The following is a 15156-nucleotide window of genomic DNA, read 5'->3' as shown; positions in this document are numbered from 1 at the left end:
TACGTCACACCAGTCACCCCTTGACCGTGACAGTAGTGGTGTCACAATCAACGGCATGGCAGAAGCTTTCGTGTACGACCACCTACGCACCCCGCGCGGCAAGGGCAAGGCCGCGGGGTCCCTCCACGAGGTGAAGCCGGTCGACCTGGTGGTCGGCCTGATCGACGAGCTGCGCGAGCGCAACCCGAACCTCGACACCCAGCGCGTGGACGACGTCGTCCTCGGGGTCGTGTCCCCGATCGGAGACCAGGGCGGCGACATCGCCAAGACCGCGGCGCTGGCCGCCGGTCTGCCCGAGACCACCGCGGGCGTGCAGCTCAACCGCTTCTGCGCGTCGGGGCTGGAGGCCGTGAACCAGGCCGCCTCGCGGGTGCGCGGCGGCTTCGAGGACCTCATCCTGGCCGGCGGCGTCGAGTCGATGTCGCGCGTGCCGATGGGCTCCGACGGCGGTGCCTGGGCCTCCGACCCGGCCACCGCGCTGACCACCGGCTTCGTGCCCCAGGGCATCGGCGCCGACCTCATCGCCACCATCGAGGGCTGGACCCGCGACGACGTCGACGCCTACGCCGCCGAGTCCAACCACCGCGCCGCGAAGGCGTGGGCCAACGGCTACTTCGACAAGTCGGTCGTCCCGGTCAAGGACCGCAACGGCGTGACCGTGCTCGACCACGACGAGCTGATCCGCCCCGACACCACGCCCGAGGGCCTGGCCGGGCTCAAGCCGTCGTTCGCCCAGATCGGCCAGGACGCCGGCTTCGACGACGTCGCGCTGGAGAAGTACCACTGGGTGGAGAAGATCGACCACGTCCACCACGCCGGCAACAGCTCGGGCATCGTGGACGGCTCGGCGCTGGTGCTCATCGGCAGCGAGCAGGTCGGCACCGACCTCGGTCTCACGCCGCGCGCGCGGATCATCTCCGCCGCCGTCTCCGGCGCCGACCCGACGATCATGCTCACCGGCCCCGCGCCCGCCGCCCGCAAGGCGCTGGCCAAGGCCGGGCTGGAGACCCAGGACATCGACCTGTTCGAGATCAACGAGGCCTTTGCCGCTGTCGCCATGCGGTTCATGCGCGACATGGGCATCACCTCGGAGATCACCAACGTCAACGGCGGCGCCATCGCCATGGGCCACCCCCTCGGCGCCACTGGCGCGATGATCCTCGGCACGCTCGTCGACGAGCTCGAGCGCCGCGACCTCAAGCGCGGCCTGGCCACGCTGTGCGTCGGCGGCGGCATGGGCATCGCCACCATCGTCGAGCTCGTCTGAGCGCCCCCGCACCTGACACAGGAGTCACGCCAAGCATGAGCACCACCCAGACCGAGACGTCCGCCGTGCGCTACGACCGGGACGGCGACGGCATCGTCACGCTGACCCTCGACGACCCGACGGCCGGCGCCAACACCATGAACGACCTGTACGTCGCCTCGATGGCCGCGGCCGTCGAGCGGCTGTACGCCGAGGCCGAGGCCGTGACCGGCGTGGTCGTCACGAGCGCCAAGAAGACCTTCTTCGCCGGCGCCAACCTCAACGAGATGGTCAAGGCGACCAAGGACGACGCCCCGGCCGTCTTCGAGCTGGCCGAGAAGGTCAAGGCCGCGCTGCGCCGGCTCGAGACCTTCCCCAAGCCGGTGGTGGCGGCGATCAACGGCGCCGCGCTCGGTGGCGGGTTCGAGATCGCGCTGGCCTGCAACCACCGCATCGCGGTCGACGGCGGCTACACCGTGGGCCTGCCCGAGGCCAGCCTCGGGCTGCTGCCCGGCGGCGGCGGCGTGACCCGCATCGTGCGGCTCCTCGGCCTGCAGAGCGGGCTGATGGACGTGCTGCTCCAGGGCGCGACGTTCAAGCCGGCCCAGGCCCAGCAGAAGGGCCTGGTCGACGAGCTCGTCGACAGCCAGGACGAGCTGCTCCCGGCGGCCAAGGCCTGGATCCAGGCCAACCCCGAGGCCGCCCAGAACCCGTGGGACGCCCCGGGCTACAAGATGCCGGGTGGTACGCCGAAGAGCCCGGCCCTGGCCGGCTTCCTCCCGGCGTTCCCCGCCCTGCTGCGCAAGCAGCTCAAGGGCGCGGACTACCCCGCGCAGAAGGCGATCCTCTCGGCCGCGGTCGAGGGCGCCCAGGTCGACTTCGACACCGCGAGCCGGATCGAGTCGCGCTACCTGACCAACCTGGTCGTGGGCCAGAACGCCAAGAACATGATCCAGGCGTTCTTCTTCGACCTCCAGGCCATCAACTCCGGCAAGCTGCGCCCGCAGGGCATCGAGCCGTGGAAGGCGACCAAGGTCGGCGTCCTCGGCGCCGGGATGATGGGCGCCGGCATCGCCTACGTCTGCGCCCGCGCGGGCATGGAGGTCGTCCTCAAGGACGTCGCGGTCGAGAACGCCGAGAAGGGCAAGGCCTACTCCGAGAAGCTCCTCGACAAGGCCGTCTCCCGCGGCCGCTCGACGGAGGAGAAGAAGGCCGAGCTGCTCGGCCGGATCAAGGCCACCGCCGACCCGGCCGACCTGGCCGGCTGCGACCTGGTCATCGAGGCCGTCTTCGAGGACCCCAGCCTCAAGCACCGGGTGTTCGCCGAGATCGCGCCGTACGTCGACGACGACGCGCTGCTCTGCTCCAACACCAGCACCCTGCCGATCACCGAGCTGGCCACCGGCGTGGACCGGCCGCAGGACTTCATCGGGCTGCACTTCTTCTCGCCCGTGGACAAGATGCCGCTGGTCGAGATCATCAAGGGCGCCGAGACCTCGGAGGTCACGCTGGCCAAGGCCTACGACGTGGTCCAGCAGATCAAGAAGACCCCGATCGTCGTCAACGACAGCCGCGGCTTCTACACCTCGCGCGTCATCGGCTTCATGGTCAACGAGGGCATGGCGATGCTGGCCGAGGGCGTGCACCCCTGGACCATCGAGCGGGCCACGACCCAGGCCGGCTACCCGGCCCCGGTCCTCCAGCTCTCCGACGAGCTCAACCTCGAGCTGATGGCCAAGATCGCCAAGGCCACCCGCGAGGCCTCCGGCCCGGAGTACGTCGAGCACCCGGGCTCCGCCGTCGTCGACCGCATGCTCGAGGCCGGCCGCGCCGGGCGCCTGCGCGGGCGCCGGCTTCTACGACTACGACGAGAGCGGCAAGCGCCTCTCGCTGTGGTCCGGGCTGGCCGACCTGTTCCCGGTGGCCGAGCAGCAGCCCCCGCTCCAGGACGTCAAGGACCGGATGCTGTTCGCCGAGGCTCTCGAGACCGCCAAGTGCTTCGAGGAGGGCGTCATCGAGACCTCCGCCGCGGCCAACATCGGCTCCATCATGGGCATCGGCTTCCCCGCCAACACCGGCGGCGCCGCCCAGTTCATGACCGGCTACCAGCGCCCGGGCCAGCCCGACGCGCCGGTCGGTCTGAAGGCGTTCCTCGAGCGCGCCGACGAGCTGGCCGAGCAGTACGGCGACCGCTTCCGCGCCACCGCGTGGTTGCGCGACCTGGCCGAGAGCGGCGGCTCCCTGCCCGCCTGACCCGCACGCCCCGACGACCCGTCCGCGCCCGGCGCGGGCGGGTCGTCACTGCGTGACGGTCCAGCCCCCGTCCACGGTGAGCACCTCGCCGTTGACGTACGCCGCCGCCGGCGAGAGCAGGAACAGCAGGGCGTGGGCGATGTCGGCGGGGGTGGCCAGACGGCGCAGCGGGTTGCGGGCGAGGGTCCGCTGCCCGGCAGCGCTGGCGGCCCAGCCCTCGAGGCGGGGCGTGTCCACCATCCCGGGGGCGACGGCGTTGCTGCGGAACCGGTCGGCGCGGTGCGCGGCGAGGTGGCGCACGTAGCCGGCGAGACCGGCCTTGGCGGTCGAGTACCACGCGGACTCGGTGCCGACCTTGGTGCCGGCGACGGAGGCGGTGACGACCATCGCGGCGCCGTCGGCGCCCGCGAGCGCGGCCCACGCCTCGGTCATGGTGTGCACGCTCCCCAGCGCGGCCACGATCCCGGCCTCGAAGGCGAGGTCACCGGCGGAGGACGGCCCGGCGTTGTTGGCGAGGTACCGAGGGGCCGCCCAGGTCGACGCGACGTCCTCCAGCACGGCCCTGACCGCCGGAGCGTCGGCGACGTCGCCGGCCTCGGCGCGCACCCGGCCGGGCTCGGCCAGGGCGGCGGTCTCCGCGGCGGCCGGCCCGACCAGGTCCCAGGCGACCACGCGCAGTCCCTGCCGGGCGGCCTCGAGGGTGGTCGCGCGACCGATGCCGCTGCCGGCCCCGGTCACCACGAGCACGTCGTCGAGCGCGAACCCGAAGGACAGCGGGCTCACGCGCCGAGCCCCGTGCGGATCGGCTCCGGGACGGGCACGGCCTGACCCTGCGGGTCCACGGTCACGATGACGAGGCGTCCCCGGGCGACGAGCACGCCGTCGGCGTCCCGGACGAAGTCGTGCTGGGTGGTGAAGGAGGTGCGGCCCACCTCGGCGATCGTGGTGGTGACCGTGATCGGGTCGTAGAGGGCGGTCGCGGCGAGGTAGTCGCACTCGGCCCGCCGGGTCACCGTGCCGAACCCCTGCTCGGCCAGCATCGTGTCCTGGCGCAGACCGTGGGCGTGGAACCACGCGCTCTGGCACCGCTCCATCCACGGGAACCAGGCGGCGAAGTAGACCAGTCCGGACGGATCGGTGTCGGCGTAGCTGAGGTCGAAGGAGAGACTGTGGTGCACCGGACGGGCTCCCTCCGCGGAGATCGGGGCTGTCAACCTAACACTTGCTTGGTCTAGGCTCTGGTGTGACGCGCGCCACGAAGGAGGCACGACGACGTCGGACGGGGAGGTGAGGATGACCGCGGAGCCGAGCCCTGACGTGCGCCCGTCGGAGAGCAGCGAGCCCGCCGGACGCCGTCAGCTCATCCTGGCCGCCGCGGGGCGCCTGTTCGCGACCAAGGGGTACGGCGGGACCACCATCCGCGACATCGCCCACGCCGCGGGTCTCACCTCCGGCAGCCTCTACCACCACTTCGACTCCAAGGAGGCGATGCTGGTCGAGGTCCTGCACGAGTTCCTCGACGGTCTCGTCGCCCGTTTCGAGCGGGTGGAACGCCAGGCGCGGGGACCGGACGAGACCCTCCGTCTGCTCGTCCACGACGTGTTCCGGACCGTGCACGAGACCCCGGACGCCGTGGCGCTCTACCAGCACGAGGCGCCGGGGCTGCGGCACCAGCCCCAGTTCGTCTTCGTCGAGCAGGCGACCGGCCGGGTCGAGGGCGTGCTGCGCCGCGCGGTCGCGGCCGGCCAGGAGCGCGGCCGGTTCCGCCCGGACCTCGACCAGTCCCTCACCTACCGCTTCATCCGCGACACGGTGTGGAACGCCGTGCACTGGTACCACCCCGACGGCGCGCTGGGCCACGAGGAGCTGGCCGACCGCTACCTGCGGATGGTGCTCAGCGGCATCAGCGCCCGGCCCGCCCCGGATCGCGCTCAGCCATGACGTTCTGGGCCATCGACGGGGTCGTCCCGGTCGTGGACCCCACGGCCTTCGTCCATCCCCAGGCCAGCGTCATCGGTGACGTCCGGATCGGTGCTGACTGCTACGTCGGGCCCGGCGCGAGCCTGCGCGGGGACTTCGGGCTGATCGAGGTCGGCGCCGGGTCGAACGTGCAGGACGGCTGTGTGGTGCACGCCTACCCCGGGGCGGCGGCCGTCTTGTCGGAGGGGTCGCACGTGGGCCACGCCGCGGTGCTGCACGGCTGTCACCTCGAGCCCCGGGTGCTCGTCGGGATCGGCGCCGTGGTCCTGGACGGCGCGCGCATCGGCGCCGGCTCGCTCGTGGGGGCAGGCAGCGTCGTCCGCGCGGGTGAGCACTTCCCGGAGCGCTCGCTGCTGGTCGGCAACCCGGCCCGACGCGTCCGCGACGTCGACGACGAGATGGCGGCCTGGAAGGACAACGGTCTGCGGGTCTACGGCGAGCTGACCCGACGCAGTCGCGCCGGCCTCGTCGAGGTCGATCCGCTCCAGGAGCCGGAGGCGGGTCGGCCCGTCCTCCCGGTGGACGCCTCGACCGCCACGCCGCTGCACACCCACCCGGGGCGGCGCGGGACCCGGTCCTGACCTGAGACGCCGACCGGGTCTGAGCAGGTGTCTTGACCACGTGTGACCGACGCCATACCCTCACCCAACCAAGCAATTGATTGGTTGGCTGTCCGAGACGGCCCGACCGGAGGGAGACGACGTGCGACGGATGCGCGCAGTCGCGGCGGCAGTGGCCGCGTTCACGCTGGTGGTCGCCGGCTGCGGCGACGACTCCGATTCGGGCAGCGACAAGCCCGAGGCGAACAAAGAGCTCAAGGGCGACCCGATCGTCATCGGGCTGGACGAGGACAGCACCGGTCCCGGGGCGTCGTACAGCACCATCGCCGGGAAGACGATCCGGGACGCGGTCGACGAGCTCAACGCCGGGGACGGGATCCTGGGCCGCCCGGTCAAGCTGATCGTCGAGAACGACGAGAGCGACCCGACCAAGGCGCCGTCGGTGATCCGCAAGCTCCTGGACGACGGCGCCCAAGCCCTGCTGCTCGTGACCGCGAGCGCGGCGGTGAACCAGTCCAAGCCGGTGATCCAGCAGGCCCAGGTGCCCTCGATCGCGCCGATCGCGATCTCGCAGACCTTCGCCACGCCGCCCGACAGCGACTACGCCTTCTCCCTGGCCAACCTGCTCGACAACTTCGTCGAGGTCTACTGCGGCGCCGCGAAGGAGCTCGGCTACTCCAAGCTCGCGATCATCAGCGACAACACCCCGACGATCGAGGGCGTGAACGGGCTGCTCAAGCCCGGGCTCGAGGGCTGCATGGACCTCGTCGCCGACGAGACGGCCGCCGTGGACGCCGCGGACGTCAACGCTCAGGTGGCCAAGGTCAAGGACGCCGACCCGGACCTGGTCCTCGTCTCGAGCGTGGGTGGCAACTTCGAGGTGCTCGTCCAGAACACGCTCAAGCAGCAGCTCCCGGACGTCCAGCGCTTCTCCCTGGCCTCGATCGGCAACCAGCCGGACATCTGGAAGCTGGCCAACGCCGGCGCCCTGGAGGACCTGGTCTTCATGGGTTCGATCGACCAGGACAACCCGCGGACCGAGGAGCTGCAGGACAAGCTGCGCGGGTGGCGCGGGGACGACGACTACAACCTCACGGCCTACGACGCCCAGGCCTACGACTCGGTCCAGATCCTCAAGCAGGCCATCGAGGCGGCTGGGTCGACCGAGGGACCGGCCGTGCTCGACGCGCTGCAGGCCATCAACGGCTACGAGGCGTCCTTCGGAGCCGACGGCTTCTCGATCTCCTTCAGTCCGGAGAAGCACACCGGAGCCGACGGCCTGTGCGGCCTGGTCCTCACCCACTTCGGTGCGGACAACAAGCCCGACGGCGCGTGGGACGAGTACCAGCCGCCGTGCTGATCCGACGGTGCTGAGCGCCGGGGAGGCGACCCGCCGGGTCGCCTCCCCGTCGCGCCGTCCCCAGTCCAGACCCGGGAGGACCTCTTGACCGACCTTCAGCTGTGGCTCTCGGCCGCCGAGATCGGCTGCTTCTTCTCGCTGATCGCGCTGTCGTACCTGTTGATCGTCGTCGGCGCGGGGTTCTTCAACTTCGCGCTCGGCCCCTACGCGATGGTCGGCGGTCTCGCCACCTCGTGGTTCGTGGTGATCAAGGAGATGTCGCTGTGGCCCTCGATCGTCCTCGCCCTCCTCATCGTGGTCGCGCTGTCCGCGGTCACCGAGCTGGTGGTCGTCCGTCCGGTGCAGCGCCGCGCCGGCCGCGGTGACCTGCCGGCCCTCGTGGCGGTGGCCGCCGTGCTGTTCGCGGTGCAGCAGGCCGCGGGGCTGGTCTTCGGTCGCACGTCGCTGCCCGGCCAGCAGATCGTCACCTTCGACCCGATCGAGATCGGCGACGCGTTCCTGCTCCCGAACGCGCTGCTGCTGATGGCGACCACCGTCGTGGTCTTCGTCGTGGTGGCCCTCTGGGTCCGGCTGAGCCGCACCGGACGGCTGCTGAGGGCGGTCGGCGACAACCTGGACGCGGCCAGGGTGCTCGGGCTGCCGGTCGGGCGGATCCGGCTCATCGCCTTCCTCGTGGGCGGGCTGATCGCCGGCATCGCCGGCATCCTGTTCGCCACCAAGTCCGGTGTCGCGTCCACCAGCGGGCTCAGCTGGACCCTGACCGGCTTCCTCGCACTCGTGATCGGTGGCACCGGCCGGATCTGGGCCCCGCTGGTCGGCGGGCTGGTGCTCGGCTGCGTGCAGGTCTTCACGCCGTACTACTCCTCCGACATCACCCCCCAGACCGTGATCCTGGTGCTGGCCCTGCTCTTCTTCGCGCTCAAGCCCGAGGGGCTCTTCGTGCGGCGGGTGCGCGCATGACCACGACCGAGGACCCCGCGACGCGGCGAACCGCCGCCGGTCCCTCGCGCGCCACGGACCGCTGGCCGCCCCTCGCCGCGGCCGCCGGGATCGTGCTGCTCCTGCTCTGGATGCGTGGCAGCGACTACCGCGCGGACCTGCTGGTGCTGGCGTGCACCTACGCCCTGGTCGCGCTGGGCATGTACCTCCCCTTCGTCATGGCGGGTTCGCTGTCGATGGCCTACAGCGCGTACGCCGCGATCGGTGCCTACAGCGTCGGCCTGGTCTCCCAGGAGACCTCCCTGCCGATCTGGCTGGGCTGGCTGGTCGGCGCGCTCGTCTCGGCCGTCATCGCCGTGCTGCTCAGCCTGTCGACCCGCCGCCTGTCGGGGTTCTACCTGGCCGCCGTGACGCTCCTGTTCGGCACGGCGTTCGAGGGCTGGCTCGGCATCTTCGACGTCTTCGGGGGCGCTGGCGGCATCGGTCAGATCCGCGCGCCGAGCTTCGCCGGGTGGGAGCCCGACCGCACCGCGCAGGTGGTGCTGGCCATGCTCCTGGTGCTGGTCCTGGCGACGCTGCTGGACCGGGTGCGCCGCAGCTCCTGGGGTGCGCTGGTGCGGGCCATGCGCGAGCACCCGCTCCCCGTCGAGGCCTCGGGCGTGCGCACCGCGGACCTGACGTCGGTCTGCCTGGCCGTCGGTGCGGCGATCGCGAGCTTCGGTGGGGCGCTGTTCGCGAGCTTCGTGCGCGGGGTGACACCGGAGACGTTCACGCTGAACGTCGTCTTCCTCGCCATCTTCATGCCGCTCATCGGCGGCCGGAACACGGCGTGGGGCGCCGTGGTCGGAGCCCTGCTCGTCGTCGAGCTGAGCCTCAACCTCGACGTCCTCGAGACCAGCGGGCAGCTGGTGCTGGCCGTCGCCGTGCTCCTCATCCTGCTGATCGCGCCGGCGGGAGTGCTGGGCTACCTCGGCCAGGGTCTGCGAGCGGTGACCGGGCGGGGCTCCCCGCCGACCGCCCGCCGGACGGCGGAGGAGCAGGCATGAGCGAGCGCGGTGAGCCGATCCTCGTCGGGAGCGGACTGGGCAAGCGGTACGGCGGCGTGGTGGCCGTCGACGACGTCTCGTTCTCGGTGGGCGCCGGGGAGATCCTCGGGCTGGTGGGTCCGAACGGCGCCGGCAAGACCACGCTGGTCGACCTCATCACCGGTGCGCAGAGCTCCGACACCGGCCAGCTGCGGCTCGACGACCGGCCGGTGAGCGGGTCGGCGGCCCGGCGGGCTCGGCTCGGACTCGCCCGGACCTTCCAGCACCCCCTGCTGGCCCCCGAGGTCACGGTCCTGGAGGCGCTGGTCTGCGGACTCGTGGCGGGCCGGATGCGCAACCCCTGGCAGCAGCTCGTGGAGCTGGCGCGCGGTGCGGTCGGCAGCGTGCGCGCCGACTACCCGCGCGCCGCCGAGCTCGCCGCCGAGCTGGGGGTCGGCGACCTCGACCGCCACTGCGGTGAGCTGAGCCTCGGCGAGCAGCGCCTCGTCGAGGTGGTGCGCGCGCTGGCCCAGGACCCGGTCGTCATGCTGCTCGACGAGCCCTTCGCCGGGGCCGACCACGCTGGTGTCGCCGGCACGGTCGAGGCGATCCGGACGGTGCAGAGCCGCGGCCACGCCGTCGTGCTGGTCGACCACAACGTGGACCTGATCGCCGGTCTGGCCGACCGGCTGCTGCTGCTCGACCGGGGCCGGGTGGTCTTCGACGGTGACCCGGAGGCGTGCCTGGCAAGCGAGGAGATGCGGGCGGTCTACTTCGGAGGTGGTGCAGGTGGCTGACCCGTCCACGGGGACCGGGTCGGACCTGGTCGTCGAGGGGCTCACCGTGACCTACGGCGCGGCCTCCGCCGTCCGGGACGTCTCGTTCACCGCGCCGGCCGGCGTCGTCACGGCGGTCGTGGGTCCGAACGGCGCCGGCAAGAGCAGCCTGCTGCTCGGGGTCTACGGCTCGGTCCACGCCCGCGGCTCGGTGCGGGTCGGCGACCGCGACATGAGCCGGCTCTCGGCGATGTCGCGCGCCCGTCAGGGGATCGCCATCGTGCCGCAGGGGCGACAGCTGTTCCCGAAGATGTCGGTGCGCGAGAACCTCCAGGTCGCGGCCGAGGTGCAGCGGCTGGGCCGCGACCGCGTCGAGGCGGCCCTGGACCGCTTCCCCATCCTGCGCGAACGCTCCGGCCACATGGCCGGCGTCCTGAGCGGTGGTGAGCAGCAGATGCTCGCCGTCTCGCGGGCGCTCATGGGTGACCCGTCGGTGCTGCTGCTCGACGAGATGGCGACGGGGCTCGCCCCGAAGATCGTGGCCGACCTGGTGCGGGTCGTGCGGGAGCTGGCCGACCAGGGCGTCGCGGTCGTGCTGGCCGATCCCTCGCTCAACGCGACCGGTGCCGCAGTGGAGCGGGGCTACGTGCTGGTCCGCGGCGAGGTGGTCGCACAGGAGGACGGCGTGGAGCGGTTGGACCGGGCCTACCAGGGCGCCATGGGGCTCATCCAGAAGGAGCTCGACGAGGTGGACGGCGAGGTCACCGGGTGAGCGCGACCTTCCCGCCGCTGGTCGAGCAGGACGGCGTGCTCAGCGTCGCGCCCGGCGTCGTGGCGGAGTACCGCGCCGAGGGGTGGTGGGACGAGGAGTCGGTCTCGACCCTGGTGCGCTCCCACGCGGCACGCGACCCCGGGGGCGTGGCGGTGGTGGCCGGTGGCCGGAGCTGGACCTGGGCGACCTACGACGAGCGCGCGGATGCCGTGGCGGCGGCCCTGGCCGGTCTCGGGCTCGACCGCGGCGACCGCGTGGCCGTGCTGCTGCCCGACGGGCTGGCCATCCACGCGGTGCTCGTCGGCTGCGCCCGCGCGGGGCTGGTCGCCGTGGGCATCGGGCACCGCGCCGGCGACGCGGAGGTGCGGCACCTGATCGCGCGCACCGGCGCGCGGGTCCTGGTCACCCACGAGGTGCACCGGGGCGAGCCGACCCGCGACCTGGTCGCCCGGGTGGGCGACGCCGTCGACGGGCTGCGGCACTGGGTGCTGGCCGAGGACGGCCCGCCGACCCAGGCCGCGCCGCCTCGCGCCGGTGAGCTCACCGGCACCGACGTGTCGATGCTGAACTCCACCTCCGGGACCACCGGGCTGCCCAAGTGCGTCACGCAGTTCGACCAGCGGTGGCTGCACTTCTCGGCTCTCGCGGTCGACGCCGGCCGGCTCACCCCCGACGACGTGGTCCTGGCGGTGGTGCCGACGCCGTTCGGCTTCGGGCTGTGGACCTCGCACTTCGTCGGGACCCTCCTGGGGGCGCGCACCGTGGTGATGCCGCGCTTCAGCGCGGACGAGATGGTGGCGCTCATCGAGCGGGAGCGGGCGACGGTGCTGTGCTGCGTGAGCACCCAGTTCCGGATGCTGCTGAACTCGCCGGCCGTCGAGCAGCACGACCTGAGCTCGCTGCGGGTGATGTTCACCGGTGGCGAGGCCGTGCCCTACGACCGCGCGCTGGAGTTCGAGCGGCGCACGGGCGCGACGGTGCTGCAGTTCTTCGGCTCCAACGAGACCGGTGCGCTGAGCTGCACGACGCTCGAGGACGACGCGGAGGTCCGGCTGCGGACCGCGGGACGGGTGCTGCCGCACATGCAGGTCCGGCTGTACGACGAGCACGGCCGGCCGGTCCCCGGGGAGGTCGCCGAGGGGCAGCCCGCCGGCCGCGGACCGCTCACGTGCGCGGGCTACTACCGCGACGACGCGGCGAACGCGCAGCTCTACGCCGCGGACGGCTGGATGCTGATGGGTGACGTGGTCCGCCGGGACGCCTCCGGCTGCCTGAGCGTCGTCGGGCGGCAGAGCGACTTCGTCATCCGAGGGGGCAAGAACATCTCGTCGGTCGAGGTCGAGGCGGCCGTGGACCGGCACCCGGCGGTGGCGCTCGTCGCCGTGGTGCCCGTGCCGGACGACGTCTTCGGCGAGCGCGTCTGCGCGGTGGTGACCCTGCACCCGGGTGCGAGCCTGACCCTGGAGCAGCTGGGGGAGCACCTGACGGCCCTCGGCGTCTCCCGCGAGTGGCACCCCGAGCGGCTGGTGGTCGTCGAGGAGATGCCGCGCAGCTCCGGCGGCAAGATCGCCAAGGCTCAGGTGCGCGAGCTCGCCGTGGCTCAGGTCGCCGCGGGCTGAGCCTCGACCAGCTCTCGGCCCAGCCGGGTGCGCTGGACCTGACCGGTGGCGGCGGTCCGCGGGATCGCGTCGACCAGCACGAGCCGACGAGGGTGCTTGTACGACGCGAGCCGGTCGCGGACGTGCCCACGCAGCCCGTCGAGGGTCGGGACCGTCCCGGGTGCGGCGACGACGACCGCGCAGACCACCTCGCCCCACCGGGGGTCCGGCACCCCGACCACCGCGAGGTCGGCGACGCCGGGCGCGACGCGGAGCGCGGCCTCGACCTCGGCCGGCGCGACGTACTCGCCGCCGCTGCGGATCAGCTCGCTGGTGCGCCCGGTCAGGTGCAGGTAGCCGTCGTCGTCGAGCCGGCCCGTGTCGCCGCTGGCGTACGCGCCGTCCACCAGGCCGCTGCCGGCGGCGCCCAGGTAGCCGTTCATCGCCGCGGGCGTGCGGACCCAGACCTGGCCCTCGGCGTCGGTCCACAGGGTGCAGGGGAAGGCGGGCTGGCCCACGCTCCCGGCCTTGCGCTCGAGGTCGTGGTCCTGCAGCGCCGCCATCCGGCCGGCCTCCGTCGAGCCGTACAGGATCGTGGTGGTGGTGCCCGGCAGGCGGCGCTTGATCCGCTCCACGAGCTCGCCGGCGACCGGTGAGGTCCCCGTGTCCGCGTGCCGCAGGGAGCTCAGGTCGGCGGCGCCGAAGAGCGGGTCGACCACCCGCTCCCACACCGCCGGGATGCAGTAGAGCGCAGCGGGCCGGCGTCGCTCCACCGCGGCCACCACGTGCTCGGCGTCGGCGCGGGCCACCAGGTGGACCGCGGTCATGTTCTGCCACGCCTCCATGACGTAGTGCCAGCCGCCGTAGTGGAAGAGCGGGAACGTGCACACCACGCCCTCGCCGCGCAGCGGGGCGGCGAAGGTCCCGCCCCCGGGGCCGGCGCGCAGCCAGCTGGCCCGGTGACTGACCAGCACCGCCTTGGGGCGACCCGTGCTGCCGCTGGTCAGGTAGGCGATGTGGGCGCTGTGCTCGTCGACGTCCGGCAGCGGCACGGACGTCGCCTCGGGCGCGGCGCGGTCGACGGCGCCGAGCTCGGCGACGCGCACCGGTCGGTCCGCGGCCGCCGCGCGGGCGGCGTCGAGGTGTGCACGGTCGGTCACGAGGTGGGTCGGGTCGAGCAGGTCGAGGGTCGCGGCGACCTCGGGCACCGAGAACGTCGGGTTGAGCGGCGCGAAGACCGCGCCGAGCCGGGCGCTGGCCACGAACACGTCGAGCGCGCGCAGCGACGGGGCAGCCCACCAGGCCACGACCTGGCCGGGCCCCACGCCCAGCGCCCGCAGCCCCGCCGTGGTGCGCTGGGCCCGGGCGTCGAGGTCGGCGAAGCTCACCGTGTCGTCGCCCAGCGTGGCGGCGGCCGTGTGCGGTCGGGCGACCAGCCCCCGCTGGAGCAGGTCCCCGATCAGCAGTCCCGTCACCCGACCTCCTCGATCCGCTGCGACCCGGCCATCATCACCTGGGGTGGGTTCACCGCACCGTGCGCCGCCTTGTCCAGGGTCATGGCCACCGCCCGCGGCAGCTCGTCCACCCCGGCGAGCGTGTGCGTGACCAGCTCGTCGACCAGGACGTCGCCGCGGGCCAGGAGCCGCAGGGCGTGCTCGAACTGGTCGCCCCCGCGGTGGTGACGTCGCCCCGACTCCGGGTGGACCAGGGTGAGGGCCTTCTCCCGCAGCGTGGCCAGGGGGAGCCGGGCGTCGTCGGGCAGGACCGAGACGAGCGCGATCCGGCCCGAGCGGCGGGCGGCCCTCGCGGCCGTGCGCAGCGTGCTCGCACCGGCCAGCCCGGCCTCGGGTGCACCACCCGCGGTCTCGACGACCACGTCGAACCCCTGACCGCCGGTCAGCTCGGACACGACGTCCGGGTCGTCGGCCTGGTCCGGGGTCAGGGCGACGTCGGCGCCGAGCCGGGTCGCGAGGCCGCGCTTGGCCGCACTGCGGCTCGTGGCCGCCACCAGCCCCGCGTTGCCGCGGCGGGCCAGCTGGACGGCGTGCAGCCCCATTACCCCCGAGCCGAGCACGAGGACCGACTCGCCCGGGGCGACGGCGAGCGCCGCGTGCGCGTGGAGCGCACCCACCAGGGGCTGGGTGGCCACCGCGGCGGCCGTGCTGACCTCCGGCGGGACGACGACGAGGTTGCGCGCGGGCACCGCGAGCAGCTCGGCGAAGGCGCCGGGCCGCGTGAAGCCGACGTACTCCGGCCGCGCGCACCCCGCGCCGGTGCGACACCCACCGCAGGTGGTGCACTCGACGGTCTCCGCCGCGATGACGCGCGTGCCGACGGGCGGACTCGGCACGGACGGGTCGGCCGGGGGCTCGAGCACGACGGCACAGAACTCGTGGCCCGCGAAGGCCACCGGACCCGCGGCGAGCCGGCGGGTCAGGTGCTCGTGGAGGGCGATCGGTGCCCCGCTCACCAGCATGGCCTCGGTGATGCTCGGCTGCACCCCGAGCACGGCGAGCACCGCCTCGTCCGCCGCCGGCACGGGGTCGGCCCACGGCTCGACCCGGAGGTCGCCGAAGGCGTGGAGTACCGCTGCTCTCATGGCTCCTGCATTCTGCATCTTGAATTCATTGACGCGATGACCTGGGAG

14 protein-coding genes are annotated in these 15156 nt (G+C 73.0%); 10 read left to right on the top strand and 4 right to left on the bottom strand.

Features of this window, described 5'->3' with window-relative positions; translation table 11 throughout:
• Positions 1-55 precede the first annotated feature (55 nt).
• Complete coding sequence (locus G5V58_RS22090; RefSeq protein ID WP_165237315.1) at positions 56-1267, top strand: acetyl-CoA C-acetyltransferase; 1212 nt, start codon at positions 56-58, stop codon at positions 1265-1267.
• A gap of 35 nt (positions 1268-1302) precedes the next feature.
• Positions 1303-3555, top strand: a complete 2253-nt coding sequence (locus G5V58_RS22085; protein WP_329957542.1) for a 3-hydroxyacyl-CoA dehydrogenase NAD-binding domain-containing protein — start codon at positions 1303-1305, stop codon at positions 3553-3555.
• Here G5V58_RS22085 and G5V58_RS22080 read toward each other — a convergent pair.
• Together G5V58_RS22080 and G5V58_RS22075 are read right to left on the bottom strand one after the other, a co-directional pair.
• Positions 3545-4282, bottom strand: coding sequence for an SDR family NAD(P)-dependent oxidoreductase (locus G5V58_RS22080; protein ID WP_165237313.1), 738 nt, complete (start codon positions 4280-4282; stop codon positions 3545-3547). The genes G5V58_RS22085 and G5V58_RS22080 overlap by 11 nt on opposite strands.
• On the bottom strand, positions 4279-4677 hold the full coding sequence (locus G5V58_RS22075) for an acyl-CoA thioesterase (protein ID WP_165237311.1): 399 nt from the start codon (positions 4675-4677) through the stop codon (positions 4279-4281). Before G5V58_RS22075 ends, G5V58_RS22080 begins: the two co-directional genes overlap by 4 nt.
• Before the next feature lie 115 nt (positions 4678-4792).
• On the opposite strand from G5V58_RS22075, the gene G5V58_RS22070 reads away from it, so the two are divergent.
• The 8 genes from G5V58_RS22070 to G5V58_RS22035 all read left to right on the top strand — a co-directional run bounded on the left by G5V58_RS22070 (position 4793) and on the right by G5V58_RS22035 (position 12530).
• Positions 4793-5440 carry a TetR/AcrR family transcriptional regulator gene (locus G5V58_RS22070; RefSeq protein WP_165237309.1) on the top strand — a complete coding sequence of 216 codons (648 nt, stop codon included), beginning with the start codon at positions 4793-4795 and terminating at the stop codon, positions 5438-5440.
• Entirely contained in the window at positions 5437-6060 is a 624-nt protein-coding gene (locus G5V58_RS22065; protein WP_165237307.1) for a gamma carbonic anhydrase family protein, read from the top strand. The genes G5V58_RS22070 and G5V58_RS22065 overlap by 4 nt, the downstream gene beginning before the upstream one ends.
• A gap of 130 nt (positions 6061-6190) precedes the next feature.
• Positions 6191-7399, top strand: a complete 1209-nt coding sequence (locus G5V58_RS22060; protein ID WP_165237305.1) for an ABC transporter substrate-binding protein — start codon at positions 6191-6193, stop codon at positions 7397-7399.
• Between the two features lie 84 nt (positions 7400-7483).
• Positions 7484-8359 (top strand): branched-chain amino acid ABC transporter permease, encoded by an 876-nt coding sequence (locus tag G5V58_RS22055; RefSeq protein ID WP_165237303.1) that lies wholly within the window; start codon positions 7484-7486, stop codon positions 8357-8359.
• Positions 8356-9384, top strand: coding sequence for a branched-chain amino acid ABC transporter permease (locus tag G5V58_RS22050; RefSeq protein WP_165237301.1), 1029 nt, complete (start codon positions 8356-8358; stop codon positions 9382-9384). Before G5V58_RS22055 ends, G5V58_RS22050 begins: the two co-directional genes overlap by 4 nt.
• Entirely contained in the window at positions 9381-10160 is a 780-nt protein-coding gene (locus G5V58_RS22045) for an ABC transporter ATP-binding protein (protein ID WP_165237298.1), read from the top strand. The genes G5V58_RS22050 and G5V58_RS22045 overlap by 4 nt, the downstream gene beginning before the upstream one ends.
• Positions 10153-10911 (top strand): ABC transporter ATP-binding protein, encoded by a 759-nt coding sequence (locus tag G5V58_RS22040; protein ID WP_230486846.1) that lies wholly within the window; start codon positions 10153-10155, stop codon positions 10909-10911. The genes G5V58_RS22045 and G5V58_RS22040 overlap by 8 nt, the downstream gene beginning before the upstream one ends.
• On the top strand, positions 10908-12530 hold the full coding sequence (locus tag G5V58_RS22035) for a class I adenylate-forming enzyme family protein (protein ID WP_230486845.1): 1623 nt from the start codon (positions 10908-10910) through the stop codon (positions 12528-12530). Before G5V58_RS22040 ends, G5V58_RS22035 begins: the two co-directional genes overlap by 4 nt.
• On the opposite strand, the gene G5V58_RS22030 is transcribed toward G5V58_RS22035, so the two are convergent.
• Positions 12512-13984: a class I adenylate-forming enzyme family protein gene (locus tag G5V58_RS22030; RefSeq protein ID WP_165237296.1), complete on the bottom strand. Its 1473-nt coding sequence runs from the start codon at positions 13982-13984 to the stop codon at positions 12512-12514. The genes G5V58_RS22035 and G5V58_RS22030 overlap by 19 nt on opposite strands.
• On the bottom strand, positions 13981-15108 hold the full coding sequence (locus G5V58_RS22025) for a zinc-dependent alcohol dehydrogenase (protein WP_165237294.1): 1128 nt from the start codon (positions 15106-15108) through the stop codon (positions 13981-13983). The genes G5V58_RS22030 and G5V58_RS22025 overlap by 4 nt, the downstream gene beginning before the upstream one ends.
• Positions 15109-15156: the final 48 nt, after the last annotated feature.

Origin of the sequence: Nocardioides anomalus, from assembly GCF_011046535.1 — a bacterium.
Lineage (GTDB): Bacteria > Actinomycetota > Actinomycetes > Propionibacteriales > Nocardioidaceae > Nocardioides > Nocardioides anomalus.
Note: the sequence above shows the minus strand (reverse complement) of the source record. Positions and strands in the feature narration are given on the sequence as shown.

Bases quoted from the DNA above. Each gene is read 5' to 3' on its own strand.
- G5V58_RS22050 (WP_165237301.1), top strand. From the start codon at position 8,356: ATGACCACGACCGAGGACCCCGCGACGCGGCGAACCGCCGCCGGTCCC.
- G5V58_RS22025 (WP_165237294.1), bottom strand. From the start codon at position 15,108: ATGAGAGCAGCGGTACTCCACGCCTTCGGCGACCTCCGGGTCGAGCCG.
- G5V58_RS22065 (WP_165237307.1), top strand. From the start codon at position 5,437: ATGACGTTCTGGGCCATCGACGGGGTCGTCCCGGTCGTGGACCCCACG.
- G5V58_RS22070 (WP_165237309.1), top strand. From the start codon at position 4,793: ATGACCGCGGAGCCGAGCCCTGACGTGCGCCCGTCGGAGAGCAGCGAG.
- G5V58_RS22045 (WP_165237298.1), top strand. From the start codon at position 9,381: ATGAGCGAGCGCGGTGAGCCGATCCTCGTCGGGAGCGGACTGGGCAAG.
- G5V58_RS22060 (WP_165237305.1), top strand. From the start codon at position 6,191: ATGCGCGCAGTCGCGGCGGCAGTGGCCGCGTTCACGCTGGTGGTCGCC.
- G5V58_RS22090 (WP_165237315.1), top strand. From the start codon at position 56: ATGGCAGAAGCTTTCGTGTACGACCACCTACGCACCCCGCGCGGCAAG.
- G5V58_RS22085 (WP_329957542.1), top strand. From the start codon at position 1,303: ATGAGCACCACCCAGACCGAGACGTCCGCCGTGCGCTACGACCGGGAC.